At 71.3% G+C, this 25,442-nt stretch carries 25 protein-coding genes; 7 read left to right on the top strand and 18 right to left on the bottom strand.

Annotation, left to right across the window (positions count from 1 at the left end):
- Window position 1: 1 nt before the first annotated feature.
- Window positions 2–484: a VOC family protein gene (locus ACGFNV_RS06590; RefSeq protein ID WP_393619845.1), complete on the bottom strand. Its 483-nt coding sequence runs from the start codon at window positions 482–484 to the stop codon at window positions 2–4.
- A gap of 215 nt (window positions 485–699) precedes the next feature.
- On the opposite strand from ACGFNV_RS06590, the gene ACGFNV_RS06585 reads away from it, so the two are divergent.
- The gene (locus ACGFNV_RS06585) at window positions 700–1,338 is read left to right on the top strand and encodes an ATP-dependent Clp protease proteolytic subunit (RefSeq protein WP_393619843.1); all 639 of its coding nucleotides are present in this window, start codon (window positions 700–702) and stop codon (window positions 1,336–1,338) included.
- Window position 1,339: 1 nt separating this feature from the next.
- Window positions 1,340–1,942: a ClpP family protease gene (locus ACGFNV_RS06580; RefSeq protein WP_393619841.1), complete on the top strand. Its 603-nt coding sequence runs from the start codon at window positions 1,340–1,342 to the stop codon at window positions 1,940–1,942.
- A 21-nt stretch (window positions 1,943–1,963) separates the two neighbouring features.
- Here the strand turns inward: ACGFNV_RS06580 and ACGFNV_RS06575 are convergent, their stop codons facing one another.
- Window positions 1,964–2,341, bottom strand: a complete 378-nt coding sequence (locus ACGFNV_RS06575) for a helix-turn-helix transcriptional regulator (RefSeq protein ID WP_133924998.1) — start codon at window positions 2,339–2,341, stop codon at window positions 1,964–1,966.
- Window positions 2,342–2,597: 256 nt separating this feature from the next.
- Here ACGFNV_RS06575 and ACGFNV_RS06570 point away from each other — a divergent pair, with 256 nt between their 5' ends.
- Window positions 2,598–3,485 carry an RNA polymerase sigma factor SigF gene (locus ACGFNV_RS06570; RefSeq protein ID WP_393619839.1) on the top strand — a complete coding sequence of 296 codons (888 nt, stop codon included), beginning with the start codon at window positions 2,598–2,600 and terminating at the stop codon, window positions 3,483–3,485.
- Between the two features lie 143 nt (window positions 3,486–3,628).
- Here the strand turns inward: ACGFNV_RS06570 and ACGFNV_RS06565 are convergent, their stop codons facing one another.
- Entirely contained in the window at window positions 3,629–4,093 is a 465-nt protein-coding gene (locus tag ACGFNV_RS06565; RefSeq protein ID WP_393619837.1) for an ATP-binding protein, read from the bottom strand.
- A 215-nt stretch (window positions 4,094–4,308) separates the two neighbouring features.
- Here ACGFNV_RS06565 and ACGFNV_RS06560 point away from each other — a divergent pair, with 215 nt between their 5' ends.
- Window positions 4,309–5,565, top strand: a complete 1,257-nt coding sequence (locus ACGFNV_RS06560; RefSeq protein ID WP_393620060.1) for a streptophobe family protein — start codon at window positions 4,309–4,311, stop codon at window positions 5,563–5,565.
- A gap of 214 nt (window positions 5,566–5,779) precedes the next feature.
- Here ACGFNV_RS06560 and ACGFNV_RS06555 read toward each other — a convergent pair whose 3' ends face one another.
- From ACGFNV_RS06555 to mgrA, 3 genes are all read right to left on the bottom strand, one after another.
- Complete coding sequence (locus ACGFNV_RS06555; RefSeq protein ID WP_393619836.1) at window positions 5,780–8,122, bottom strand: FHA domain-containing protein; 2,343 nt, start codon at window positions 8,120–8,122, stop codon at window positions 5,780–5,782.
- Window positions 8,123–8,183: 61 nt separating this feature from the next.
- Complete coding sequence (locus ACGFNV_RS06550) at window positions 8,184–8,594, bottom strand: hypothetical protein (protein WP_393619834.1); 411 nt, start codon at window positions 8,592–8,594, stop codon at window positions 8,184–8,186.
- A 375-nt stretch (window positions 8,595–8,969) separates the two neighbouring features.
- Window positions 8,970–9,962, bottom strand: coding sequence for an L-glyceraldehyde 3-phosphate reductase (gene mgrA, locus ACGFNV_RS06545; RefSeq protein WP_393619833.1), 993 nt, complete (start codon window positions 9,960–9,962; stop codon window positions 8,970–8,972).
- A 113-nt stretch (window positions 9,963–10,075) separates the two neighbouring features.
- On the opposite strand from mgrA, the gene ACGFNV_RS06540 reads away from it, so the two are divergent.
- The gene (locus ACGFNV_RS06540; RefSeq protein WP_393619832.1) at window positions 10,076–10,990 is read left to right on the top strand and encodes a LysR substrate-binding domain-containing protein; all 915 of its coding nucleotides are present in this window, start codon (window positions 10,076–10,078) and stop codon (window positions 10,988–10,990) included.
- 28 nt (window positions 10,991–11,018) lie between these two features.
- Window positions 11,019–11,534, top strand: coding sequence for a DinB family protein (locus tag ACGFNV_RS06535; protein ID WP_393619831.1), 516 nt, complete (start codon window positions 11,019–11,021; stop codon window positions 11,532–11,534).
- Here ACGFNV_RS06535 and ACGFNV_RS06530 read toward each other — a convergent pair.
- Both ACGFNV_RS06530 and ACGFNV_RS06525 read right to left on the bottom strand, forming a co-directional pair.
- On the bottom strand, window positions 11,516–12,595 hold the full coding sequence (locus tag ACGFNV_RS06530; RefSeq protein ID WP_393619830.1) for an adenosine deaminase: 1,080 nt from the start codon (window positions 12,593–12,595) through the stop codon (window positions 11,516–11,518). The genes ACGFNV_RS06535 and ACGFNV_RS06530 overlap by 19 nt on opposite strands.
- A 35-nt stretch (window positions 12,596–12,630) precedes the next feature.
- The gene (locus tag ACGFNV_RS06525) at window positions 12,631–13,035 is read right to left on the bottom strand and encodes a VOC family protein (RefSeq protein ID WP_393619829.1); all 405 of its coding nucleotides are present in this window, start codon (window positions 13,033–13,035) and stop codon (window positions 12,631–12,633) included.
- 669 nt (window positions 13,036–13,704) lie between these two features.
- Here ACGFNV_RS06525 and ACGFNV_RS06520 point away from each other — a divergent pair.
- A complete protein-coding gene (locus ACGFNV_RS06520; RefSeq protein WP_393619827.1) occupies window positions 13,705–14,163 on the top strand; it encodes a pyridoxamine 5'-phosphate oxidase family protein in 459 nt (152 codons plus the stop codon).
- 189 nt (window positions 14,164–14,352) lie between these two features.
- Here ACGFNV_RS06520 and ACGFNV_RS06515 read toward each other — a convergent pair whose 3' ends face one another.
- From ACGFNV_RS06515 to ACGFNV_RS06470, 10 genes are all read right to left on the bottom strand, one after another.
- Window positions 14,353–15,252, bottom strand: a complete 900-nt coding sequence (locus ACGFNV_RS06515) for an aldo/keto reductase (protein WP_393619825.1) — start codon at window positions 15,250–15,252, stop codon at window positions 14,353–14,355.
- Between the two features lie 75 nt (window positions 15,253–15,327).
- A complete protein-coding gene (locus ACGFNV_RS06510) occupies window positions 15,328–16,665 on the bottom strand; it encodes an aldehyde dehydrogenase family protein (RefSeq protein ID WP_393619824.1) in 1,338 nt (445 codons plus the stop codon).
- 54 nt (window positions 16,666–16,719) lie between these two features.
- Window positions 16,720–17,442 carry a gamma-glutamyl-gamma-aminobutyrate hydrolase family protein gene (locus ACGFNV_RS06505; RefSeq protein ID WP_393619823.1) on the bottom strand — a complete coding sequence of 241 codons (723 nt, stop codon included), beginning with the start codon at window positions 17,440–17,442 and terminating at the stop codon, window positions 16,720–16,722.
- Window positions 17,439–18,929 carry an aldehyde dehydrogenase gene (locus tag ACGFNV_RS06500; RefSeq protein WP_393619821.1) on the bottom strand — a complete coding sequence of 497 codons (1,491 nt, stop codon included), beginning with the start codon at window positions 18,927–18,929 and terminating at the stop codon, window positions 17,439–17,441. The genes ACGFNV_RS06505 and ACGFNV_RS06500 overlap by 4 nt, the downstream gene beginning before the upstream one ends.
- Window positions 18,930–19,042: 113 nt before the next feature.
- Window positions 19,043–20,488 (bottom strand): APC family permease, encoded by a 1,446-nt coding sequence (locus ACGFNV_RS06495; protein WP_393619819.1) that lies wholly within the window; start codon window positions 20,486–20,488, stop codon window positions 19,043–19,045.
- 168 nt (window positions 20,489–20,656) lie between these two features.
- Window positions 20,657–21,319, bottom strand: a complete 663-nt coding sequence (locus ACGFNV_RS06490; RefSeq protein WP_393619818.1) for a TetR/AcrR family transcriptional regulator — start codon at window positions 21,317–21,319, stop codon at window positions 20,657–20,659.
- A 26-nt stretch (window positions 21,320–21,345) separates the two neighbouring features.
- The gene (locus ACGFNV_RS06485; protein ID WP_393619816.1) at window positions 21,346–22,191 is read right to left on the bottom strand and encodes a fumarylacetoacetate hydrolase family protein; all 846 of its coding nucleotides are present in this window, start codon (window positions 22,189–22,191) and stop codon (window positions 21,346–21,348) included.
- A gap of 11 nt (window positions 22,192–22,202) precedes the next feature.
- Window positions 22,203–23,126: a 3,4-dihydroxyphenylacetate 2,3-dioxygenase gene (locus tag ACGFNV_RS06480; RefSeq protein WP_393619815.1), complete on the bottom strand. Its 924-nt coding sequence runs from the start codon at window positions 23,124–23,126 to the stop codon at window positions 22,203–22,205.
- Complete coding sequence (locus ACGFNV_RS06475) at window positions 23,119–24,579, bottom strand: aldehyde dehydrogenase (protein WP_393619813.1); 1,461 nt, start codon at window positions 24,577–24,579, stop codon at window positions 23,119–23,121. The genes ACGFNV_RS06480 and ACGFNV_RS06475 overlap by 8 nt, the downstream gene beginning before the upstream one ends.
- Before the next feature lie 43 nt (window positions 24,580–24,622).
- Window positions 24,623–25,435, bottom strand: a complete 813-nt coding sequence (locus tag ACGFNV_RS06470) for an acetoacetate decarboxylase family protein (RefSeq protein WP_393619811.1) — start codon at window positions 25,433–25,435, stop codon at window positions 24,623–24,625.
- Between the last annotated feature and the right edge of the window lie 7 nt (window positions 25,436–25,442).

The following is a 25,442-nucleotide window of genomic DNA, read 5'->3' as shown; positions in this document are numbered from 1 at the left end:
CTCACTCGCCCTCGTACGCCTTCTCCAGCGTGGCGATGTCGAGCTTGCCCATGGCGAGCATGGCCTTCATGGCCCGGGCGGCCTTCTCCTGGTCGGGGCCGGTGACCATCTCCATGAGCCGGCCGGGGACGACCTGCCAGGACACGCCGTACTTGTCCTTGAGCCAGCCGCAGGGGCCGGGCTCGCCGCCGCCCTCGATGAGCTTGTTCCAGTAGTAGTCGACCTCCTCCTGGTCGGCGCAGTCGATCTGGAAGGAGATCGCCTCGTTGAACTTGAACTCGGGGCCGCCGTTCAGCGCGACGAACTTCTGGCCGTTCGCCGTGAAGTCCACGGTGAGCACGGTCCCGGGGGTGCCCGGTCCGGCCTCGGTGTAGCGGGTGACCTTCCCGACGCTGGAGTTCTTGAAGATCGACACGTAGTGGTGCGCGGCTTCCTCGGCCTGGCCGTCGAACCAGAGACACGTGGTGAAACCGTCGGTGGTCATGAGTACCTCCTGGGGCGTGGAACGCAGTCACCTGTATCGACCGATCCTCACCGCGGAACTCATCGGTCGCACCGCGATTGATCCTCGCCCCGCGGGAGCCGGCCTGCTCGCGCTCTGCCCGTGGCGAATCTGCCCCGGGCAGAGAAACCTCGTACGGACGTCGTCGGAGGTCAACAGTGGAGTCGACGGCAATCCCGCGACCACGAGGAGACCCGATGACTCCACTCACCATGTTCGCCCCGCGCGCCGAGGAGGGCGACACCCCTCCGACGCGCTTCGACGACCACCTGGCCGCCCAACTGCTCGCCCAGCGCATCGTCCTGCTGGGCACCCAGGTCGACGAGATCTCCGCCAACCGGGTCTGCGCCCAGCTGCTGATCCTTTCGGCGGAGGACCCGCGCACCGACATCAGCCTCTACATCCACAGCCCCGGCGGGTCGGTGCACGCCGGTCTCGCCATCTACGACACGATGCGCCTCATCCCCAACGACGTCTCCACGCTCGCCATGGGGTTCGCGGCCAGCATGGGCCAGTTCCTGCTCGGCGTGGGCGCGCCCGGCAAGCGGTACGCGCTGCCGAACGCGCGCATCATGATGCACCAGCCGTCGGCCGGGATCGGCGGCACCACCGCGGACATCGAGATCCAGGCGGAGAACCTGGAGTTCACCAAGCGGACCATCGAGCGGATCACCGCCGAGCACACTGGTCAGACCCCGGAGACGATCGCCCGGGACGGCGACCGTGACCGCTGGTTCACGGCCGAGGAAGCCAGGGAGTACGGCATCGTGGACCGGGTCGTCGAGTCGCTGACCGACGTGCGCCCCGCGTCCGCCCGACGACGGATGGGGCTGTGACATGGGGACGTACACGATTCCGAACGTCGTCGAGCGGACCTCGCAGGGTGAGCGGTCCTACGACGTGTTCAGCCGGCTGCTGTCGGAGCGGATCATCTTCCTCGGTACGGAGATCGACGACGGCGTCGCCAACGTGGTCATCGCGCAACTCCTCCATCTGGAGTCGTCGGCGCCCGAGAGCGAGATCGCGATCTACATCAACTCGCCCGGCGGCTCGTTCACTTCGCTGATGGCGATCTACGACACGATGACGTTCGTGCGGGCACCGATCTCGACGGTCTGCGTCGGACAGGCGGCCTCGACGGCGGCCGTACTGCTGGCCGGAGGGGATCCCGGTCGGCGGTGCGTCCTGGAGCACGCGCGCGTGCTGCTCGGGCAGCCCGCCAGCGGCGGACGGCAGGGCACCGTCTCCGATCTGGCGCTCCAGGCCAAGGAGATGGTGCGGATCCGCTCCCAGGTCGAGGAGGTGCTGGCCCGGCACACCCATCACGACATCCCCTCGTTGCGGGCGGACATGGACCGCGACAAGGTGTTCACCGCGCGGGAGGCGGTGGCGTACGGGCTGGCCGACGAGGTGCTGAGCCGGCGCCCCGTGACGGTCTGAGGCGCCGGCGGGCAAGGTTGGTCAGGCGGCCAGGCAGAGCGGCCCGTTGTACGCCGTCGTGGAGGGGCGGCCGGTCCGAGCCGAGTGCCGGGTGAGTTCGCGCTGCGCCAGCGACAGCAGGTCGCCCAGGCCCAGTCCGAGGGCCTGGGCGGCGGCCGCGAGGACCTCGGAGGAGGCCTCCTTGCGGCCGCGCTCCACTTCGGAGAGGTAGGGCATGGAGATCCGGGCGGCCTCGGCGACGTCCTTCAAGGTGCGTTCCTGAGCGAGGCGTTCCCGCCTGAGGACATCGCCGATCAGGTCGCGCCACAGGGGCTCCCGGGGTGCCGGTGCGGGCGCCGGCGTCGCGGGCGCGGGTCGCAGCGGGATGACACGGGCTTGGTCGGTCGCTTGGCTCGTCACCCCCTCAGACTAGGATCCCGTGCCGCGGTGGGAGAGGTGTCCGCGTTCCGCCCTCGGTGGAATCGAAGGAATCGGTCATGTCGCCCATAGCGCCATCCTGGGCGCTCCGGGTGTACGCTGCCGTCGATTTTTCGTCACTTCCACGGTTCGGGGGGCATGCGATGGGGAAGCCCGGGTATTCGCCGTTCAGAGAGCCACGCGCTCTTCGCTTTCAGCGGAAGATGTACACGTCGAACCGTGACTTTAGGGAGAGGTAATGGACACCGCCGTGATCGGGTCGGAGGCGCAGGTCGTCGAGAAGACCGCCGGGACCAGCACGGGCGGCGGACCACTGCCCGGTGTCGAGGAGCCGCGGCGTGTGGCTCCGCGGGACGCCCGGGAACTGTCGAGGCAGTTCTTCCGGCGTCTCGCGGAACTCGAGGAAGGCACGCACGAATACCAGTACGCGCGCAACACCCTGATCGAGATGAACATCTCCCTGGTGCGGTTCGCGGCCGGCCGGTTCCGGGGCCGTGGGGACGACATGGAGGACATCGTCCAGACGGGGATGATCGGTCTGATCAAGGCCATCGACCGGTTCGAGCTGTCGCGCGAGGTGGAGTTCACGTCGTTCGCGCTGCCGTACATCGTCGGTGAGATCAAGCGTTTCTTCCGGGACACCACCTGGGCGGTGCACGTTCCGCGGCGCCTGCAGGAGCTGCGGGTGGAGCTGGCCAAGGCGCGCGACGAGCTCTCCAGCCGTCTCGACCGGGAGCCGACTGTGGCGGAGCTCGCCACGCTGATGAACCTCTCCGAGAACGAGGTCGTCGAGGCCCAGATCGCCGCGAACGGATACAACTCCTCGTCCCTGGACGCCGCGCTCACCGGCGACGGCCCCGAGAACGGCGAGGCGGTCCTCGCCGACTTCATCGGAGTGGAGGAGGCGGGGCTACAGCTGGTGGAGGACTTCCAGTCGCTCGCCCCGCTCATGGCCGAACTCAGCGAACGCGACCGGCAGATCATCCATATGCGGTTCGTGGAGGAGGCCACCCAGGCGGAGATCGGCGAACGGCTCGGCTGCTCGCAGATGCACGTCTCCCGACTGATCAAGCGCATCATCACCCGGCTGCGTGAGGGGATGCTGGGCGAACTCGGCTGCGCCTGACACAGCGGCCGCGCTCCCCTGAGTCACGGATGCCGTCCCGCCCGAGAAAGGCGGGACGGCATCGACGGGTCCAGGTCAGCTCTCGACCGATGTCGCTTCTCGGTCTACGTCTCTTCTTGGTCTACGTCGCTTCTCGGACGACGTCACTTCTTGGGCGGCTCGCCCAGCCGCATCACGGCGCTGACGCGCTTGCCGACCGGCACGCGTTCCGCGGTGACCGACGCGGCCAGCGCGTGGACGATCTCCAGACCGTGCCGGCCGACCCGCCGGGGGTCGCGCGGGAACCGGAGCGGCAGGGCGGCGCTGCTGTCGTAGACGCTCACCGTGACGCTGTCGTCGGTGCCTTCCAGTTCCAGGATGTACGGCCCGTTGCTGTGCCGGTCCGCGTTGGTGATCAGCTCACTCACCACCAGGAGCAGGTCGCCGCCCAGCCGATCGTCGATCATGGCGCACCACTCGGTCCTGAGTGTGTCGACGAAGTGCGCGGCGAAGCTGCGCGCCTCGGCGATGCATCCCGGTTCACCGGTGTAGTGCGCTGCCCGCCGTAGCGGGTCCACGGGCACATCGAAACCAGTCGGTATCACTGCCCCGTCCAGGTGCTCGATCATGCGTTTCTCTCTCGGAGGCCGGCCTGGCCGGACGCTTGCTGCACCAGTGCTCGTACCCCGGCCCGGGCAAGACACTCCCGGGACAGTTACGCCCTCGTCGAACGTGTGTTGCGATTCACGATCCGGGGGACTCCGGCGAGGCGGGCGATCCACTCGTGCCGCTCGGCAGGCAGGGTCGGCCGGGGCTGCCTAGCGTGGTCGGCGTGAGTGCGGTGATGCGGTCCGAGCGCGTGGTGGCGCCGCACGGCTGGGTGCGGGCCGGGGGTTCCGCCCTGGTCGGCCTGGTCGCGATGGGGGTCGTCGCCGCGCTGGGGCTGTGGGCGGCGGGGGCGGCCGATCTGCCGGACGGGGCGTTTCCGCGGGTGGTCGCGGCGACCGTGGTCACGGCGGTGGGCGGCACCGTGGAGCTCTCCGGTAACGCCGGAGACCTCGCCGACACGAAGGCCGGGCTGACCGTGATCCCGCTGTCGGTCACCCTGACGGGGGCCCTGGTGATCGCCGCGGGGTTCCTGCGGCCGCTGCGGCACAGGGCGGTCGCCGGCGCCGGGGAACTCGCCGGCTGGGCGGCCCGGATCGCCGTCGTGTGGCTGCTCGCGCTCCTGGCCGTGGCCTTGGCCGCCCGTCACACGTTCACGCTCTCCGTGGGGGAAGAGACGATCGACGAGCTCGGCGACATCTTCGGCGTCACACCGAAGGTGGGCTTCAGGACGGACGTACCGGCGACGCTGTTCTTCGGTCTCCTGTGGCTGGCCGGCGTCCTCCTGCTCGCCCTGCTGGTGGCGCGCGGGGCACCGTTGCCGGCCCGTCTGCTGCGCTTCCAGGAGTCGGTGCGTCCGGCCGCGTACGCCATGGTCGCCCTGCTGCTCGCATGCGTCGCCCTGGGTGTCGTCGTCGCCCTCGTCGTCGCGGTGACGCGCGGCCATCCGGTGGAGACACTGGCCGTGATCCTGCTCGGGCTGCCGAACCTGGTCTGGCTCGCGTTGACGATCGGTCTGGGCGCCACCTGGAACGGCCGGGTGGAGGGCCCCTTCGGGCTGCCCATGCCGCATGTGCTCGACGAGGTGCTGCGCTCCCCCGACTCCGCCACACTCAACCTGCGCACGCTGGCCGAGCAGGACGGCCGGGTGTGGTGGCTCCTCGCCGTGGACGCGGTGCTGCTGGCGGCCGCCGCGTTCGTGATGGCGGCCCGCTCACCGGCCCGTACGCGCCCCTGGCAGCACGCGGTGCACATGGCCGTCGCGCTCGCCCTCACGGTCCTCATGATCTGCCTGGTCGGCCGTGTCGACGCGCACTACGGCCTGTCGGTGCTGGGCATCGAAGACCTCGTCGACGGCCTCTCCGGGGAGCTGTTCCTACGCCCGGAGACCTGGACGGCCGTGGGCCTCGCCCTGCTGTGGGGTCTGGTCGCCGGCTTCCTGGGCGGGCTGCTCGCCCGAGGAGTGCGGCGGCGGGGCGAAGTGCCGGGAGGCTGAAGCGAACCGGCGTACCGGTGGGCCCGGAGCAGGGCCATGCCGTCGTCGCGGCGGAACGGCGGGCGGCCCGCCGGGGTCTCGTGGACGACACGGGCCAACCCGCGCCGTTCCAGCAGCCGCATCGGCAGCAGCAGCGGGTCGAGCGACACCGTGGGCCGGACACCAGGGGGCGTCGTCGCCGTGCCTCGGCAGTCGTCATCGCACCGCCCGCTTCCTACTTCCGCATCACGGCGGGTTCGTGCCGGCGCAGCAGCCGGGACACCAGGTGGCCGAAGAGGGCCGAGAGGACGACGAGCATGGCGATGTCGAGCAGCCACACCCCGGTCGAGTGCCGGAAGAGCGGGTCGCCGGTGAGGTCGCCGGGCACGATCCGGGCCAGGTCGAGGGTGCCGGCCATCGCGCCGAGCGCCCACCGTGAGGGCACCAGCCACGCCAGTTGCTCCAGGCCGGGCACGCCGTCCAGTTTCAGCAGCGCGCCGCAGAAGACCACCTGGACGATGGCGAGCAGCACCAGCAGCGGCATCGTCACCTCCTCCTTGCGCACCAGCGCGGAGACCAGCAGGCCCAGCATCATCGCCGTGAAGGCCAGCAGGGCGACGGCCGCGGTGATCTCGACGAGCGGCGGCAGCAACACGCCGCCCCCGCCGGGCGCGCCGAGGTCGACGCCGTAGAGGGCGACCAGGGTCAGCACCACGGCCTGCAACACCGTGACCGTGCCGAGCACCACCACCTTGGACATCAGGTACGCCGATCTGGACAGGCCGACGGCCCTCTCCCGCCGGTAGATCACGCGTTCCTTGACGAGTTCACGCACGGCGTTGGCCGCGCCGGTGAGGACACCGCCGACGCACAGGATCAGCAGCGCGTTCATCGCGGTGTCGCGGGTGAGCGCGCCACCGGCCAGGGCGCGGGCCATCGCGCCCATCACGAAGGGCAGCGCGACCATGATGACCAGGAAGGTGCGGTCGGCACCGAGGGCTGCGGTGTAGCGGCGGACCAGGGTGCCGAGTTGGGCGCCGCGGCTGCGCGGCCGGGGCGGCGGTGTCATGATGACCGGCCCGGAGCGGGGCCGGCTGGGTTGCGCGGTCGCGTCGGCCACGTACCGGCGGTGGAAGCCGGAGGCGCGGTACTCCTCCGCCCAGTCCCGTTCGGTGTCCCGTTCGAACGCCTCGAAGGCCTCCGGCCACTGGGTGAAGCCGAAGAACTCCAGAGCCTCCTCGGGCGGTCCGTAGTAGGCGGTCCTGCCGCCGGGGGCGAGCACGAGGAGCCGGTCGCAGACGTCCAGGCTGAGGACGCTGTGCGTGACGACGATGACGGTGCGGCCGTCGTCGGCGAGGCCCCGCAGCATGTGCATCACCGAGCGGTCCATGCCGGGGTCGAGACCCGAGGTCGGCTCGTCGAGGAAGAGCAGGGAGGGTTTGGTCAGCAGTTCCAGGGCGACGCTGACCCGCTTGCGCTGACCGCCGGAGAGGCTGTGCACGGGCTGCCGGGCGCGCTGTTCGAGGCCCAGTTCGCGGATGACCTCGTCGACCCTTTCTCGGCGCTCTGCCTTCGCGGTGTCCTGCGGGAAGCGCAGTTCGGCGGCGTAGGACAGGGCGCGGCGCACGGTCAGCTGGGCGTGCAGGATGTCGTCCTGCGGGACCAGGCCGATGCGCTGGCGCAGTTCGGCGTAGTCGCGGTAGAGGTCGCGGCCGTCATACAGGACGGTGCCGTGGTCGGCGGGCCGCTGGCCGGTCAGGGCGTTGAGGAGGGTGGATTTCCCGGCGCCGCTCGGGCCGACCACCGCGAGCAGGCATTTCTGCCCCACCGGGAACGACACATGGTCCAGCAGCGCCTTGCGGCCGCGGTCCACGGCGACGGAGAGGTCCTGTACGTCGAGGGAGACGTCGCCGGTGTCGACGTACTCCTGGAGTTCGTCCCCGACCAGGCAGAACGCCGAGTGGCCGATGCCGACGATGGCCCCGGGGCCCAGCCGGGCCCGGTCCTCGACGCGTTGTCCGTTGAGGTAGGTGCCGTTGTGGCTGCCGAGGTCGACGATCTCGAAGGTGCCGTCCGGCAGGGTGTGCAGCTCGGCGTGGCGGCGGGAGACGACCAGGTCGTGGAGGACGAGGTCGTTGTCGGGTTCGCGCCCGATGCGGAAGGCGCGGGTGGGCAGGGGGCGTACGGAGGTGGGCTGCCGGTACGTTCCTGTCAGGACCGGGTTGGCGACGGCGGACAGGCGTTCCGGTGCCGGTGGTGGCCGGCCGGCCAGGACGACGCACGGGCCGTCGGAGGGGCTGCCGAAGCGGAGCACGCTGCCGGGGCCCACGTCCCACTTGTGGACGCGGCCGCCGTCGGCGTAGGTGCCGTTGGTGCTCTGCTCGTCCTGGAGCGTCCAGTGGTCGCCGTCGGGTTTGAGGACCGCGTGGTGCCAGGAGACCCGGGAGTCGTCGAGGACGATGTCGCCGAGCGGGTCGCGGCCGACGCGGTAGGCGTGGCTCGGGCTCATCACCACGGAGCCCGTCTCGGTCTTCAGCACGAGTTCGGGCGCTGTCGAGGCGACAGGCCGCTCCGCCATGGCAGGATTCTATCGATCCGCTCATGTGTACGCCCGGCCGACAGGGAGGCGTCGTTCGGGGTCAGGCGACGGGCACGACCAGCGCCGGGATCACCCGCTGCATGCGCAGCGCGTCGACGGACTCGGCGAGCAGTTCGTACTCGGTGGTGTCGTCACTGACGGCGATCCGCACCAGGCGTCCGGCGGCCAGTTCGTCGGCGACCAGTTCCTGTCGGTCGACGTCCGCACACCAGGCGCGCAACAGCCCCGGTACGTCACGCACGGTGTCGGCGACCGGGACGAGCGCGCCAGGGGGGAACGCCCCGCTCTCCGGCCGCGGGTCGAGCCGCTCGGCCATCCAGGAGGCCCGGTCGCGCAGCCACCACAGGGCCAGTGCCAGGGTGGGCGCCCGGTAGGTGCCCAGTGGTACGCCGATCCGTCGGCCGCCGCAGACGCCGTATGCGGTGACATGGCATAAGAATTCGTCGTGCACGCCCCACTCCCCCGAACGTCGATCGCTGTGCCGGTGCGGCCTCGCTTTCCCTACGGCTCGTCTGTCTTTCAACAGTCCCTACTTTGAGTATCGCCCCTCCTGACACAGTGTCACCATGACTTTTTGGCCACTCTGTTGGCATATTCAGCGGATCCCTTGGCCGGATCGCGACGGACCCGGTGAGCAGGCCCTCGGGGCGGGCCATTGATCACGCGGAGTGACGAGTGAAGAGGAGTGATGAGTTCCGCCGTCCGAGGAGTGCTTCAGTGGCCGAAGGGGCCCGGAGGCGGGTGGCCGAAGGGGCCCGGAGGCGGGTGGCCGAAGGGGCCCGGAGGCGGGCGGAGCGCCTTCGGGACCCCTGCGTGTGCGAGTGTCCTACCGCTTGATCACCGCGTCGATGCGGGCCAGCTCGTCCGCGTCGAAGTCGAGGTTCTCGATCGCGCCGACGCTGTCCTCGATCTGCTGCGGGCTGCTCGCGCCGACGAGGGCGGAGGTGACCCGGCCGCCGCGCAGGACCCAGGCCAGGGCCATCTGGGCCAGGGTCTGGCCGCGCGCCTCGGCGATCTCGTTCAGGGCGCGCAGCGTGGCCACCAGTTCCTCGGTGAGCGCGTCGGAGTTCAGGAACGGACTGTCGCTCGCGGCCCGCGAGTCCTCCGGGATGCCGTCGAGGTAGCGCGCGGAGAGCATCCCCTGCTCCAGCGGGGAGAAGACGATGGAACCGACCTGGAGCTCGTCCAGCGCGTCCAGCAGGCCCCCGTCCTCCGGGCGCCGGTCGAGCATCGAGTAGCGCGGCTGGTGGATGAGGAGCGGGGTGCCGAGCTCGCCCAGGATGCGGGCGGCCTCGCGGGTCTGCTCCGCGGAATAGTTGGAGATGCCGACGTACAGCGCCTTGCCCTGCTGGACCGCCGAGTGCAGGGCGCCCATCGTCTCCTCCAGGGGAGTCTCCGGGTCGGGGCGGTGCGAGTAGAAGATGTCGACGTAGTCCAGGCCCATCCGGGTCAGGCTCTGGTCCAGCGAGGACAGCAGGTACTTGCGCGAACCCCACTCGCCGTACGGGCCGGGCCACATCAGGTAGCCGGCCTTGGTGGAGATGATCAGCTCGTCGCGGTACGACGCGAAGTCCGCCTTGAGCGCCTCGCCGAAGGCGGACTCGGCGGCGCCGGGCGGAGGGCCGTAGTTGTTGGCCAGGTCGAAGTGGGTGATGCCGAGGTCGAAGGCACGGCGCAGGATGGCGCGCTGCGTGCTGACCGAGCGGTCCGGGCCGAAGTTGTGCCACAGGCCGAGCGACAGCGCGGGGAGCTTCAGGCCGCTGCGTCCGGTGCGCCGGTAGGGCATCTCGGTGTAGCGGTCGGGGTGTGCGGTGTACAACGCGACTCCAGAGGGGTTGGCACGAGGTGAATCCGGGCTCCACTCTTTCGCGACCTGCGGCCAGTGGTCCAACAGAAGAATCCGATGGGATTCAGCGGATACGCTTCTCAGTCATGGAACTGCGCCATCTCCAGCATTTCGTCGCGGTCGCCGAGGACCAGCACTTCACCCGGGCGGCGGAGCGGCTGCTGGTGTCCCAGTCGGGTCTGTCGGCCTCGATCCGGGCACTGGAACGGGAGCTTCAGACGCCGCTGTTCGTGCGCACGACCCGCCGGGTGACGCTCACCCCGGCCGGCCGGGCGCTGCTGGGCGAGGCGGAGCGGATCCTGGCGCAGGTGCGGGCGGCGCACGAGGCGGTGGCCGCGGTGCAGGGCGTGCTGCGCGGCATGCTGGCGCTCGGCTCGGAGCAGTGCATCGCCGGGGTGAACGTGGCCGGGCTGCTGGCCGCGTTCCGGCGGCAGCACCCGGATGTGGAGATCTGCCTGCGCCAGGCGGGCTCGGGGGCGCTGGCGGAGGAGGTCGCGGCCGGGCGGCTCGACCTGGCGTTCGTGGTCCGGACGCAGGAGGACACCGACCAGCTGAGGTCCGTGCCGGTGACCAGCGAACCCATGACGGTCCTGTGCCATCCCAGCCACCGGCTCGCCGCGGCCGGCGCGGCCGTCACGCCGGAGGACCTGGGCGGCGAGGTGTTCGTCGACTTCCACCCGGACTGGGGGCCGCGCCGCACCACCGACGCCGCGTTCGCCGCGGCCGGCGTGCGGCGGACCGTGGCGCTGGAGGTGAACGACGTGCACAGCCTCCTCGACCTGGTGGACGAGGGCCTGGGCATCGCCGTCGTGCCCCGGCACTTCCGGCACAAGCGCGCGTCCCTCACCGCCCTGCCGGTGAAAGGCACCGGCGAGACCCTGTACGAGACCGTCGCCCTGCTGCCACCCGCGCAGGCCACCAGCCCGGCGGCGCGGGCGCTGATGGGCCTGCTGGAGGCCGGAGGCCCGGCGACGCCCCCGGACGAGCCCCCTCCCGCCTGACTCGACGGCGCGGTGCGATGGTGGACGTATGCATGCTAAGGACGTCCTCATCGACGGTTTCAACCGCATCCAGGAAGAGGTCCGCGCGGTGGTCGAGGGCCTCGGGCCCGACGAACTCGGCGCCCGCCCCTCCGATGACGCCAACTCGATCGCGTGGCTGGTCTGGCACCTCACCCGGGTGCAGGACGACCATCTCGCGGACGCCTTCGACCTCGATCAGGTGTGGCTGGCACAGGACTGGGAGAAACGGTTCGGTCTCGGCCTGCCACGCCACGACACCGGGTACGGCCACACGCCGGCGAAGGTCGCCAAGGTGCGGGTGGACTCCGGCGACCTGCTGACCGGCTACTACGACGCCGTGCACGAGCAGACGCTGAAGGCGCTGCGCGGGCTGAGCGCGGCGGAGCTGGAGCGCGTCGTCGACGAGCGCTGGGATCCGCCGGTCACCCTGGGCGTACGGCTGGTCAGCGTCCTGTCCGACGATCTGCAGCACGTCGGACAGGCCGCCTACGTCCGCGGGCTGCTTCAGAGCGCGGCCGCGTAACCCGGCAGGACGACGTCCTCGATGAGGGCCCTGCGCTCGTCGAACGGGATGAACGCGCTCTTGAGGGCGTTGACCGTGACCGTGCGCAGGTCCTCGACCGTCCAGCCCGCCTGCTCGACCAGCAGGGCCATCTCGCGGGTCATCGTCGTGCCCGACACCAGCCGGTTGTCGGTGTTCAGGGTGACGCGGAAGCCGAGGTCCTTCAGGGCGGTGATCGGGTGCTCGGCGATGGAAGTGGCCGCGCCGGTCTGGAGGTTGGACGTCGGGCACATCTCCAGGGCGATCCTGCGGTCGCGCACCCAGCCCGCGAGCCGGCCGAGCTTGCCCGCCGCGAGGTCGGGGATGTCGTCCGTGATGCGGACGCCGTGGCCTATGCGCTGGGCGCCGCACACCTGCAGGGCCTGGTGGATGCTGGGCAGGCCGTGCGCCTCGCCGGCGTGGATGGTGAACGGGACGTTCTCGCGGCGCAGGTGCTCGAAGGCGGCGAGGTGGTCGGCGGGCGGGAAGCCGTCCTCGGCGCCGGCGATGTCGAAGCCGACGACACCCGCGTCACGGTAGGCCACGGCCAGGTCTGCGGTCTCCTTTGTGCGGTCGAACATCCGCATCCCGCACAGCAGGGTGCCGACACGGACCGGCGTGCCCGCCGCGGCCGCCTTCGCCATACCGGCCGCGAGGCCCTCCTGCACCGCCTCGACGACCTCGGGGAGGGCCAGCCCGCCCTGGAGCATCAGCTCGGGGGCGTAGCGCACCTCGCCGTAGACGACACCGTCGGCGGCGAGGTCGAGGACGTACTCCTCGGCGGTGCGCAGCAGGCCCTCGCGGCTCTGCATGACGGCGAGGGTGTGCTCGAAGGTGGCGATGTAGCGGACCAGGTCGCCGGAGTTCGCGGCCTCGAAGTACCAGGCGGCGAGCTCGTCGGGGTCGGTGGTGGGCAGGGTGTGGCCGACCGCGTCCGCGAGTTCGACGACGGTGGTGGGGCGCAGGCCGCCGTCGAGGTGGTCGTGCAGGACGGCCTTGGGGAGCCGGCGGAGGGTGTCGGTGTCGATGCGGGGCGCGGTCATGTGCTTCGTTTCCTTGGCTGGTGGTGCTGTGGAGATCAGTCGGTGGCGTCGGTGGCGGGCTGGAGCAGGTCCCAGCGGTTTCCGTACAGGTCCTGGAAGACGGCGACGGATCCGTAGGGCTCGTGGCGCGGCTCCTCCAGGAAGGTCACGCCCGCCGCGAGCATGCGGGCGTGGTCGCGGGCGAAGTCGTCGGTGTGCAGGAAGAACCCGACCCGCCCGCCGGTCTGGTCACCGACCCGGCCTCGCTGGGCCTCGTCCTTCGCGCGGGCGAGGAGCAGATCGGTGCCGCCTTCCCGGGTGTCCGGCCGCACGACGACCCAGCGGGAGCCGTCGGGGCGGGGCGTGTCCTCGACGAGGCGGAATCCGAGGGCCTCGGTGTAGAAGCGGATCGCCTCGTCGTAGTCGTCGACGACAAGGGTGACCAGGGCGATACGTCTCATCGGAGCCTTCCCGGAGGGGCGATTGACGGGAGAGGTTATACGTAAAACTTCGGGGGCGCCAGTCGCTTGTTCGGGGCGTGGGGTCGCGAGGTTCGGGGCGTGGGGCCGCGAGCCTTTCAGGCGGGGGGCCGCGGGTGTTCCCGGCGTAGGGCTGCGGGCTCCCGGGCAGAGGGCCCGCGAGTCTTCCCGGCGTAAGGCTGCGGGCCTAGCGGGCATAGGACCTGCGCGTCTCCGGCGCATGGGGCCGCGGGCCTCCCGCGCTTGGAGCCCAGCCTTCCCGCCGGGCCGCGGGCCTCCCGAGCGTGGGGCCGCAAGTCTTCCCGGCGCAGGCCGCGGGCCTCCCGGACGTGGGACCGCGAGCTCTCCGGGCGTAGGGCCGCGAGCCTCCCGGACGCGGGACCGCGACTCTTCCCCGCGCAACGCCGCGAGCCTCCTGCGCATGGAGTCGCGAGCGTCCCGTGCTTGGAGCCGAGCCTTGCCGGCGTAAGGCTGCGGGCCTCCCGGGCACAGGGCCCGCGAGCCTCCCGCGCGCGGGACCGCGAGCTCTCCGGGCGTAGGGCCGCGAGACCTCCTGCGCGCGGGACCTCCTCCGGGCGTAGGGCCGCGGGCGGAGGGGAGGTGCGGCTTGGGCCCGAGGCGGGGGCGGTGTGGCTCGGTTAGCGTGCCGGGATGGAGATCACCAAGCCGTCCCGGGGTCGTGAGCAGCGCAAGCGGGACGTTCTGAGCCGGCTCGAGCGGGAGATCGACATCTGGGTGGCCTCGGCGGACCCGGACGGGCTGCCGTGTCTTGTCCCGCTGTGGTTCGTCTGGCACGACCAGTCCCTGTGGCTGGCGACCCGCCCGGCCAACCCCACGGGCCGCAACCTCCGTGACGGCGGCCGGGCCCGGCTGGCGTCGGGGGACACGCGGGACGTCGTGCTGATCGACGGCGACGTGGAGACGTTCACCGCGCGGGAGGTGCCACCGGACGCCGCCGACGCGTTCCTCGCGAAGACCGGGTGGGATCCTCGGGAGGACAGCGCGCTCTATGACTACTACCGGGTGCGGCCGCGCGCGGTGCAGGCGTGGTGCGAGGTGCATGAACTGCCGGAGCGGCACCTCATGCGGGACGGGGTGTGGATCGTTTAACGTCCCTCGGAGGCCTTGGGCCTGTTACTAAAGTGGCGTCGTCGCCCGAAGGGCGGCCGCGCGGCGTCCGGTGCGTGCTCTCGGCGTGCCGCCCGGAAGCCCTCGTACTGGGCGTACTCGGGCTTTCGGGCGGTGCGGCGAGAGTGCGTGCCGGGCGTGGCGCGGCAGGCGCCACTTTCGCAACAGGCCCTACGCCTCACCCGGCCCGTCGAGCCTCTCCCTCTCCTCGTCCGTCAGCCGCAGCGCCCCCGCGGCCACGTTCTGGACGAGGTGGTCGGGGTTGCCGGTGCCGGGGATGGCGAGGACGTGGGGGCCCTGGGCGAGGGTCCAGGCGAGGCGGATCTGGGCGGGGGTCGCGCCGTGGGCGGCCGCGACGGCACGGATCTCCTCGTCGTGGATGGAGGCCGGGCCGCGTGCGCCGCCGTCGCCCGCGATGGCGAAGAACGGTACGAAGGCGATGCCCTGTTCGCCGCAGATCCGCAGGACGTCGTCGGTCGCGGGGGCCCGGTGGCCGAGCCCGTACCGGTTCTGCACGCTCACCACGGGCGCGATGGCCTGCGCCTGAGCGAGATGACGGGGCTCCACGTCGGAGATGCCGAGATGGCGGACCAGGCCCGCCGTGCGCAGGTCGGCGAGCGCGCCGAAGTGCTCGGCGATCGAGTCCTGGCGCATGCGGCGCAGATAGACGAGGTCGAGGTGGTCGCGGCCGAGCTGGCGGAGGTTCTCCTCGACATGGCCGCGCAGGTCCTCGGGGCGGGCCGCGGTGCCCCACTCACCCGCGTAGTCGCGGTAGGGGCCGACCTTCGTGGCGATGAGCAGGTCGTCGCCGTACGGCGCCAGCGCGCTGTTGATGAGTTCGTTGGCGGAGCGCAGCGAGGAGAAGTAGAAGGCGGCCGTGTCGATGTGGTTGACGCCGAGCTCGACCGCCTTGCGCAGGACGGCGATCGAACGGTCGCGGTCGCTCGGCGTCCCGAGGTGGAAGGCGGCGCTGCCCGTCAGCCGCATCGCGCCGAAGCCGACGCGGCCGACGGTGTGGTCGCCGAGTTTCCAGGTGCCCGCGGCGTCCGCGGTGATCTTCTCCGAGGTCATCGGCGGAGTCTCGCACAGCCCCGGCCCGCGGGGCCGAGGACTTTACGGAGCCGTGGCGCTGAACGCTGCGGCGCTTCAGCTCAGCGGCTTCTCCAGCACCGCCTTGCGGTGGCTGAACGTCTCGATGGAGTACCGGCCGTGGTAGTTGCCCATGCCGCTCTCCCCCACGCCGCCGAACGGCAGGTCGGAGACGGTGAGATGGGCAAGCGGCAGGCCGTGGCCGATGCCGCCGGAGGAGGTCTCCGCGGCGATGCGGCCGCGGGTGTCCTCGGACTCGGAGAAGACGTACAGCGCGAGCGGCTTGTCGCGGTCGTTGACGAAGGCGATGGCCTCGTCCAGGCCGTCGACGGTCACGATCGGCAGGATCGGGCCGAAGATCTCCTCCCCCATGACGGGCGACCCGGGGTCGACGTCGGCGAGCACGGTCGGCGCGATGTACTTGTCCGTACGGTCGCTGCGGCCGCCCACGACCACACGGCCCGAGTCGAGCAGGCCGGTCAGCCGGTCGAAGTGGCGTTCGTTGACGATGCGGCCGTATTCGCCGGAGGCCTGCGGGTCGGTGCCGTAGACCGCCTCGACGGCTCGGGCGAGGGCGCCTTCGAGGGTGGCGGCGGTCTTCGGGTCGGTCAGGACGTAGTCGGGGGCGACACAGGTCTGGCCGGCGTTGAGGAACTTGCCGCGCGCCAGCCGGTCGGCGACCACGTCGAGGTCGGTGTCGCGGTCGACGAACACCGGCGACTTGCCGCCGAGTTCGAGGGTGACCGGGGTGAGGTGTTCGGCGGCGGCACGCATGACGACACGGCCGACGGTGCCGTTGCCGGTGTAGAAGACGTGGTCGAAGCGCTCGGCCAGCAGGGCGGTGGTCTCCGGGACGCCGCCCTCGACGACGGCGACCGCGTCGGTGTCGAGGTAGGCGGGCACCAGCCGGGCCAGGGCGGCGGAGGTGGCGGGCGCCAGTTCGCTGGGCTTGGCGACGACGGCGTTGCCCGCGGCGAGGGCTCCGACCACGGGGGCGAGGAGCAGCTGGGCCGGGTAGTTCCAGGGGGCGATCACGAGGACGACGCCGAGGGGGTCGTACTGGGTCCAGGCGCGCGCGTCCGCGCCGAGGTGGGCCGGGACCGGGGCGGGCTCGGGGCGCAGCCAGTCGGCGAGGTGGTCGAGGGTGTGGTCGATCTCGCGGACCGTGAAGTCGATCTCGGTGCGGTAGGCCTCGGTGGAGCTCTTGCCGAGGTCGGCGTGGAGGGCGGCGGCGAGGTCGGGGCCGTTCTCCGTGAGCATCTCGCGCAGGCGTCGCAGCTGGGCGGTGCGCCACTCGACGGGCTTGGTACGGCCGGTGCGGAAGGTGGCGCGCAGCCGGGCGACGGTGTCGGCAGGTGTCTCGGGGAGTGCGGTGGTCACGGTGCCTCGGTTCATCGGAGTCGGCTAGATGTATATGCCAACCTTTCATAGGCCGAAAGATATTCCCAACTACCGGGAACCACGTCCGGCATCGGCCGCTCGTACCAGGGCGTCGAAGAGCCCCTGCTGGGCGGGGTCCTCGTGCGCGGTGTCCTCCGGGTGCCACTGCACGGCCGTGAACCACCCCGCGGCGGCGGCGAGTTCGAGCCCCTCCACGGTGCCGTCGGCGGCGCGGGCGGTGACGGTGAGGCCCGCCCCCAGGCGGTCCACCCGCTGATGGTGGTAGCAGGAGCACTCGGCCTTCTCCGCGTCCGTCGCCTGCTCCAGTACCGTGCCGCGCCGGATCTCCACCGGGTGCACGACGTGCCGGTGCGCACGCTCCGGGCCGCCCATGTCCTGTTCCAGGGTGCCGCCGAGGGCGACGTTGACGACCTGGAGGCCGCGGCAGACGGCCAGCAGGGGCAGGCCCAGGTCCAGGGTCCGGCGGGCGACTTCGAGGTCGAAGGCGTCCTGGAGGTCGTCGACGTCGTAGACGCTGTCGTGGGTGTCGGCGGCGCCGTAGCGGTGCGGGGCGAGGTCGCCGCCGCCGGGGAGGAGGACGCCGTCGAAGCGGGTGAGGCGGGCGGGCACGTCGGTGATGGCCGGGTGGATGGTCGCCGGTTCTCCGCCGGCCCGCCACACCGCCTCGACGAGCGCGCGGGCGTTGACCTCGGCCGCGTGGCGCAGCGCCGAGGCGGTGGCGGAGAAGCGGGCGGGGACGGCGATGAGCGGGCGTAGGGGCGTCGTGGTCACAGCTGGATCCAGGTCGTCTTGAGCTCGGTGTACTTCTCCAGGGCGTGGGCGGACTTGTCGCGGCCGTTGCCGGACTGCTTCATGCCCCCGAAGGGCACGGTGAGGTCGCCCTCCTCGTAGCAGTTCACCCAGACCGTGCCGGCCTTCAGCGCGCGGGAGACGCGGTGGGCGGTGGACAGGTCGGAGGTCCACAGGCCCGCCGCGAGGCCGTACTCCGTCGCGTTGGCCAGCCGTACCGCCTCGTCGAGGTCGTCGAAGGTGAGGACGGACAGGACGGGGCCGAAGATCTCCTCGCGGGCCAGCCGCATGCCGGGGTCGACGCGGTCGAAGACCGTCGGTTCCAGGTAGGTGCCTCCCGTGTCCGCGCGGATGCGCTCGCCGCCGGTGCGCAGGCGGGCGCCCGCCGCGCGGCCCGCGTCGACGTGGTCCAGGACGCGGGCGAGGTGGCTCTCGCCGACCAGCGCGCCCATCTCGGTGGCGGGGTCGAGCGGGTCGCCCACCCGCAGGGCGCGGGCCCTGGCTACGACGGCCTCGGTGACGTGTTCGGCGATGGAGGAGTGCACCAGCAGCCGCGAGGGGGCGGTGCACATCTCGCCCTGGTTGAAGAAGATGCCCCAGGCCGCTGTGGCGGCGGCCTTCGCCAGGTCGGGGGCGTCGGGGAGGACGATGTTGGGCGACTTGCCGCCCAGCTCCAGCCAGACCCGCTTGAGGTTGGAGTCGGCGGCGTAGCGCAGGAAGTGGCGGCCGACGGCGGTGGAGCCGGTGAAGACGAGGGCGTCGACGTCGGGGTGCAGGCCGAGGGCCCGCCCGGCGACAGGACCGTTGCCGTTGACGACGTTGAGGACACCCGGCGGCAGTCCGGCCTCGGTGGCGATCCGGCCCAGCAGCAGGGCGGACAGCGGTGCGTGCTCCGAGGGCTTGAGCACGACCGCGCAGCCGGCGGCCAGCGCCGGGGCGACCTTCCAACTCGCCAGCGTCAGAGGGAAGTTCCACGGGACGACGGCGCCGACGACACCGGCCGGTTCGCGGGTGACGAGGGCCAGGGCGTCCGGCGTGGTGTGCGGGGACTCGTCGGTGAGCTTGTCGGCCAGTTGCCCGTACCAGCGGAAGGTGGTGATGGCCGCGCGCAGTTCGATCTCGTACGCGTCGGTGATCGGCTTGCCCATCTCCAGGGCGACAGAGAGGGCGAGCTCCGCCCGGCGCTCTTCGAGCAGGTCGGCGACGCGCACGAGGGTACGGCCGCGTTCGGCGGGGGTCAGGCGGGGCCAGGGGCCGGTGTCGAAGGCCCGGCGGGCGGCGGCGACGGCCGCGTCCACCTCGGCGGCGCCGCCGTCGGCGACCTCCCCCAGCACCTGGCCGTCCCGGGGCGAGACGACGGCGTAGGCCGCTCCCCCGCCGCTCTCGTCGGCGCCGTCGATGTGGTGCGCGCCGGACACCTCCAGGACCTTGGCGCGGCGCAGCCACTCGTCGTGGGTGATGTCCGGCATGCGTGGGGCCTCCAAGTCGGGCGACGGGTTCGCGTGCGTACGGGATGGAAGGAGCGGATGCTCACGAGCGGGCCGGGATCCGGACCGTCACGAGCGGGCCGTGGTCCGGCCGGTCATGAGCGGGCCCGGGTCAGTCGCGCGGCGAGCATGCCCAGGGCCAGGACGGCCGGGACGGTGAGCTCGAGCCAGAGGGCGGTGGTCTGCTCGCCGCCGATGAGGGTGGTGAAGTTCTCGACGATCAGCCAGAGGGCGCCGGCGATCCCGACGGCGCCCAGAGCGGGGGCGATCAGCGTGTTCCAGGGCCGCGTGTCCAGGCGGTCGCGCCGGAAGAAGGCGACCACGGAGACCGAGGTCAGCAGGTACAGGAGCATGATCCCGAGGACGGCGACGCCGCTGCCCCAGGAGAAGAGGGTCAGCACCGGGTCCTTGCCGGCCAGCGCGAAGGGGACGACCAGGAGCACGGCGATCGCGGTCTGGACGGCGCCCGCGACACCCGGCGAGTGGCGGCGGTTGATCGACGACAGCCTCCGCGGCAGCAGCCCGTCACGGCTGAGCGAGAACAGGTAGCGGTTGGCGGAGTTGTGGAAGGCGAGGATGCCGGCGAAGAGGGAGGTGGCCAGCAGGATCGGCAGGACGTCGTTGACCCAGGTGCCGAACCGGTCGGCGATCGGCGCGAAGACGAACGCCGTCGAGTCGCCGCTCGCCAGTGCCTTCCCGGCGGCCGCGGTGGCCTTGGACGCGCCGTAGGAGGAGACCAGCATCCAGGAGGTGAAGGCGAAGAAGCCGGTGACGAGGGCGACGGCCAGGTACGTGGCCCGGGGGACGGTCCGGCGGGGCTCGCGGGCCTCCTCGCCGTAGATCGCGGTGGCCTCGAAGCCGATCATCGACGCCACGGCGAACATCAGCGCCACGCCCGGCGCCCCCTTGAGGGCCGCGCCCGGCGAGAACGACTCGGTGAGGCCGAGCCCCTCGGGGCCGCCGCCCTTGGCGAGGGTGACGAGCGCGAAGGCCGCCAGGATGCTGAACTCCGCCAGCACGAACACCGCCAGCACCCTGGCGCCCATCTCGATGCCCACCGCGCCCAGCACCTGCACGATCGCCATGGTGACCAGGGCACACGCCCACCAGGGCGCGTCCAGACCGGTGTGGTGCGCGAGCAGGGCGCTCACGGTCGCCCCGTACAGGCCGTACATGGCGGCCTGGATCGCACAGTAGGCGAACAGCGCGATCCCGGCGCTGCCGGTGCCGAGCGAGCGGCCGAGGCCCTTGCCGATGTACGTGTAGAAGGCGCCGGCGTTCACCACATGGCGCCCCATCGCCACGAAGCCGACGGAGAACAGCAGGGTGATCACACCGGCGGCCGCGTATGCGGCGGGGGTGCCGGGGCCGTTGCCGAGGGCGACGGAGATGGGGACGGAGCCCGCGATGCCGGTCAGCGGCGCCTGGGCGGAGAGGACGAAGAAGAGGATGCCCAGGACGCCGAGCGAGTTGGGCTTGAGTCTGCCTGCGGTGGAGGTGTCGGGCGCGGTCTGGTTCCTGAGCGCTGTCTGACTGTCCACTCGGATCACCTGCCAGGGAGGGGAGAGGAATTCGTTTCAGGCCAAACGAGTTGCCTCATGGTGGGCTGGAACTATCCGTTTGGCAAGGGGTGGCGGCGGATTGCCGCGCGAAAAGAGGTCAGGCCCCGGACGACGGACGTCCAGGGCCTGGAGGGGCCGGGTGGGCAGTCAGTCGTCCGTCGGGGAGTCGGTGTCCGAGGAGGTGCCTCGGGAGGCGTCCGAGGCGTCCTCCCCGTCGGCCTCCAGCAGCCGCAGCAGGCCGCGGAGCTGCTCCACGGCCTCGTCGGTGACCTCGGGCTCGCCGAACACCAGCTGGTGCAGGACGAGCCCGTCCAGGGCGGCGAAGACGAGCCGGGTCAGCGGGCGGCCGGCGTCGCCGGGGAGCATGCGGGACAGTTCGCGCTCGGTGGCGTCGAAGTAGTCGTCGTACAGGGCGCGGAGCTGCGGGAGCAGTTCGGGCCGGCGGCGGGACTCGAGGAGCAGTTCGTACTGGAAGGCCTGGATGTCGGGGTCGGCGGTGACCATGTCGGACAGTCCGACCGAGAAGTCCGCGACCTTTCCGGTGCCCGGCTCGACGTCGCTCACGGTGAGGCTGGTGCGCACGGCGTGGGCGAGCGCCTCCTCGATGAGGGCGTCCCGGGAGCCGAAGTGGTGCACGACGAGGCCGTGGGTGGTTCCCGCCTCCTGTGCGACCGCCCGGTAGGTGAGCTTGCGCAGCCCGCCCCGGGCCACGACCCGCACGGCGGCGTTGAGCAGGGCCTCGCGGCCCTCCCCGTAGTTCATGCGCCTGCGCGGCCCACGGCTTACGGCACCCTCGGCGGAGTCGGTCATGGCTGCGACCTTACCCGCCCGTTCACTCACCGTTTCGGCGGGCGGATGCCCCGGAACTCCCAGTCGCCGCCGAGCGCGGTGGACAACACCTCCTCGGACTCGGTGGGCTGGGCGCCGACGTCGGCGCGGACGGGGACGGGCCCGGTGACGATGTGGTTGGTGAGCCGGCCCAGGCCCTCGACCTCCACCTCGACCACGTCTCCGGGCCGCACCGGCCGGGAGTTCGCGGGGGTGCCCGACAGCAGGACGTCGCCCGGGTACAGGGTGATGGTGCGGGCGATGTCGGCGACGAGGTAGTGCATGTCCCACTTCATCTCGTCGGTGGAACCGTCCTGCACGACCTCGCCGTTGACGTACGTCCGCAGCCGCTTGCCGTGGAAGTCCCAGTCGGTCACCAGGCCCGGGCCGAGCGGACACAGGGTGTCGGAGCCCTTCACCCGGAGCATGGACCCGGCGTCGGTGTCACGGAAGTCGTGCAGGCCGTAGTCGTTGGCGACGGTGTACCCGGCGATGTACTCCCCCGCTTCCGCCGGGGAGATGTTGCGGGCGGTCCTGCCGATGACGATGGCGACCTCGCCCTCGTAGTTGAGCCACTTGCAGCCCTCGGGGCGGACGATCGCGCCCCGGTGGGAGTTGAGGGCGGAGGTCGGCTTGTGGAAGTACGTGGGCGTGTCGGGGAGTTGGATCTGGAACTCGTCGACCCGGCTGCGGTGGTTGAGGTGGACGGCGATCACCTTGGACGGCACGACCGGCGGCAGGTGCTGGGCGTCCTCGGCCTTGACGCGGCGGCCGTCCCCGGCGACGAGTTCGTCCCCGTCGACGGTGACCTGGACGGCGGCACCGTCGAGGAGGATGCGGCGGTACTCGGGCATGGCTGACCTTTCTAGGGACGGTGGGGGCGACGAGGGGCGGCGGCGCCGGTCCAGCCGTCGGTCGGGCGGTCGAACCAGAGATGGACCTGGCCGGTGCCGACGGAGTTCTCGTACGCGCCGTACTGCCGGGCCGCGGCGACGCAGTCCCGCTCGCCGAGGGCGCCGGCCATCATCAGGTAGTGGAAGAACTTCGCCTCCGGCTTGAACTTCCAGAAGTCGTCCATCGTGTCGAGGACCTTGTCGTGGCGGCCCTCCTTGAACCAGGCGATGCGCTCGCGGTCGGCCTCGCGGGCCTCGGGCGTACGGATGTGGACCGGGTCGCTGGCCTCGTGGTCGCGGATCTCGCGCAACGGCCAGAACGTGTGCGAGAGGGCACCCGAGGCGATCAGCAGCACCCGTCGCCCCGGAGTGGCGGCGATGCCGTCGGCGAGCGCGCGGCCCAGGCGCAGGTGATCCTCCATGTCGCCGGTCTGGCAGACGCCGATGGTCACCCACCGTTTGTCGGGCAGGCCCTCGCCGAGGAACTTCCAGAGGTTGATGGTGGCGTAGTAGATGGGCAGGTAGTCGTCCTCGATCGCGGTGATCCAGGTGCCGTGCCGGTCGGCGAACGAGGCGATGTGGTGGGCGAGTTCGGGATCGCCCGGGAAGTCGTACGGCATCCGGCACATGCCGCGCGGCAGTTCCTCGGAGGTGAACAGGCCCGCGCGGCGCCGCTGGGCGGTGACGACGAACTCGACGGTCGTCGCCCAGTGGGAGTCGAGGACGACGACGGTGTCGTACTCGGCGGCACCGGCCTCGAAGACGTCACGGCGCAGTTCACGGAGTCCCGTGACGAGGGTGATCTCCTTGCCCTCGTTGAGCTCCAGCCGGTCGGCCTCGGGCAGCACGATGGTGGGGACGTGGGCGAGCAGGCCCGCGCCGACGATCTCACCCATGGTTCTTCCATCCGTTCGGTGCCGTGACGGTGTTCTTGAGGTCGCAGTAGAAGTCGAAGCTCCAGGTGCCGCCCTCGCGGCCGACGCCCGACTGCCGGGAGCCGCCGAAGGGTGCCTGGAGGTCGCGTACGAAGAAGCAGTTGACCCAGACCGTTCCGGCGACGAGCCGCTCGGTGACACGGTCGGCACGTCCCCGGTCGCCGGTGGCGACGGTGGCGGCCAGACCGAAGCGCGTGTCGTTGGCGAGCCGGATCGCCTCGTCCTCGTCCGCGAAGGTCTGAAGGGTGAGGACCGGCCCGAAGACCTCCTCCTGCACGATCTCCGAGTCCTGGGCGACATCGGTGAGGAGCGTCGGCGCGTAGTACTGACCGTCCACTCGATGCCCGCCGATGACCGCGCGGGCCCCGGCCGCGATCTCCCGCCGCACGAATCCGTCGATCTTCTCCAGCTGGCGGGGATGGATGTTCGGCCCGATGTCGGTGCCCTCGTCCCGTGGATCGCCCTGCGCCAGCCGGGACGCCTTCTCGACGAACCGCCGCGTGAACTCCTCCGCGACCGTCTCCTCGACCAGGATGCGGGTCGCGGCGAGACAGACCTGACCGGCGTTGTCGTACTGCTCCACCGCGAGGTCGACGGCGAGGTCCAGATCCGCGTCCGCGAAGACCAACAGCGGTGACTTGCCACCGAGTTCGAGGCTGAGCGGGGTGAGATTCGCTGCCGCGGACGCGGCGATCCGCCGTGCGGTGGGCACCGACCCGGTGAAGCTGATCCGACGTACGTCGGGGTGGGACGTCAGGGCGTCACCGATCTCGGAGCCGTACCCCTGCACGACATTGAGGACCCCGGCGGGCAGCCCGGCCTCGGCGGCGATGTCCGCCAGCAACGATGCCGTGAGCGGCGACCACTCGGCCGGCTTGAGGACCACGGTGTTCCCGGCCGCCAGTGCCGGGGCAACCTTCCACGTCGCCAGCATCAATGGCGCGTTCCACGGCGTGATCAGCACGGACGGCCCCGCGGGATCCCAGCTGACGTGGTTCGTGTGCCCCCGCGTCTCGAAGTCCTCGTGGTCCAGCTCCAGCAGCCACTCCGCGAAGAAACGGAAGTTGTGCGCGACGCGGGGCATCACACCGCGCCGGTGCGAGCGGAGCAGCGCGCCGTTGTCGGTGGTCTCGACGATCGCGAGCTCTTCGATCCGCTTCTCGACACCGTCGGCGACGGCGTGCAGGAGGCGGGCGCGTTCGGCGCGGGGGGTGGCGGCCCAGGCAGGAAAGGCGGCCTTGGCCGCGGCGACAGCGGCGCCGACTTCCTTGGGGGTGCCGCGGGAGATCTCACCGAGGACGCTTCCGTCGATGGGTGAGACGTCGGTGAAGGTCTCGGCGGAGGCGACACGCTCGCCGCCGATCCAGTGCCGGGTGTCGACGGAAACACCGCCGACGGTGATCTTGTGGGACATGAGAAGGGGCTCCTTGGAAGAAAGGGGGGTCCGGTGAGTCACCTCAGGGGCGCGGGGCTGCGGACGTACCGGACTCCAACAGCCGTCCGCCGTCCCAGACCACCCCGACCTGGCGGTAGTACGCGGCGATCGGCTCCCGAATCTCCAACCGCGCCAGTTCCTCCGTGGGCGCCTCGAACAGCTCCAACTCGGCGTCTCCCACCCAAGGTTGACCACCCTCGAACGACGCGGCCCCCGACTCGATCAGCTCATCCAGCGCCGGCCCCTTCCCCTTCTCGATCGAAGGCAGCCACCGGTGGTGGGCCATGGGATGCCCGTTGACGAACCCGTTCGACTCCGCCGGCTCCCGCAGGGTCACCACCGCCTGCGCGAGACGCCGATCCCCCGCGGCCAACGTCGCCCCGAACCGCGCCCCCGCCCCGAACCGCGGAGCGGGCCCGTACGGATGGGGCCGCGTCTGATGAATGGACCCGAGCTTCTTCGGATACCCCTGGTGCAGCCCGCGCGCGATCGCGAAGTCCTTGTCGACCCAGATGTAGACGCACCGCGAGTACGTCTGCCCCCGGTACGTGCAGCGCACGACCGCGAACGCCTCCTTGTACTGCGCGCGCACGGGATCCAGCAGCTCCTCCCCCGACGCCGAGCAGGACTGCCAGTCGGCCCAGATCAGAGCCACCGCACCGGGATCGTCGTCGGCCAACTCCAGCGGCTCGGGCAACAGTTCACGTACCCGCGCGGGATCCGTGCGGTACTCGACGGTGAGCAGGTCTCCGGAGTAGTGCCACGGCGGGGAAGGGATCAGCGACGAGGCACCGCTCGCCGTCCTGGGAGGGAAGTAACCACGGACAGAGGACATGGCGGAG

The organism is Streptomyces sp. NPDC048751, assembly GCF_043198595.1.
In the GTDB taxonomy this organism is placed as follows: domain Bacteria; phylum Actinomycetota; class Actinomycetes; order Streptomycetales; family Streptomycetaceae; genus Streptomyces.
This window is presented reverse-complemented; position numbering and strand designations above follow the sequence as displayed.